The organism is Photorhabdus viridis, from assembly GCF_040256935.1.
Classification (GTDB): Bacteria; Pseudomonadota; Gammaproteobacteria; order Enterobacterales; family Enterobacteriaceae; genus Photorhabdus; species Photorhabdus viridis.
The window spans coordinates 1-223 of sequence record NZ_JBEJZY010000605.1 but is presented as its reverse complement, the minus strand read 5'-3'; the positions used below and the strand labels follow the sequence as shown (position 1 = coordinate 223).

Sequence of the window (223 nt, the reverse complement as noted above, 5' to 3'; positions counted from 1 at the left end):
TAAACGATCCTGATTCCAACCGCAGTGTATCCAGATCACAAACTGCCCGTAATTTAGCAGGCAAATGTATCTCCAGAAAATCTCTGGCCGTATCGATATGACTTAAAAACTGTTTAAAAACAGCGTCATGTGGCATTGGTGTCTTTTTTTTCTTCATCAGTGAATGGTAGCATACTTTCTTTTATATTGAAGGAATATTAAGCAAGAAACCGAGCTGACTGAG

The 223-nt window shown here is 38.6% G+C and carries 1 protein-coding gene; it reads right to left on the bottom strand.

From position 1 onward, the window contains the following. Positions 1-157, bottom strand: a 157-nt coding sequence (locus tag ABR397_RS25795) for an Rpn family recombination-promoting nuclease/putative transposase (protein WP_350307977.1), incomplete at its 3' end; no start/stop codon positions are given. Between the last annotated feature and the right edge of the window lie 66 nt (positions 158-223).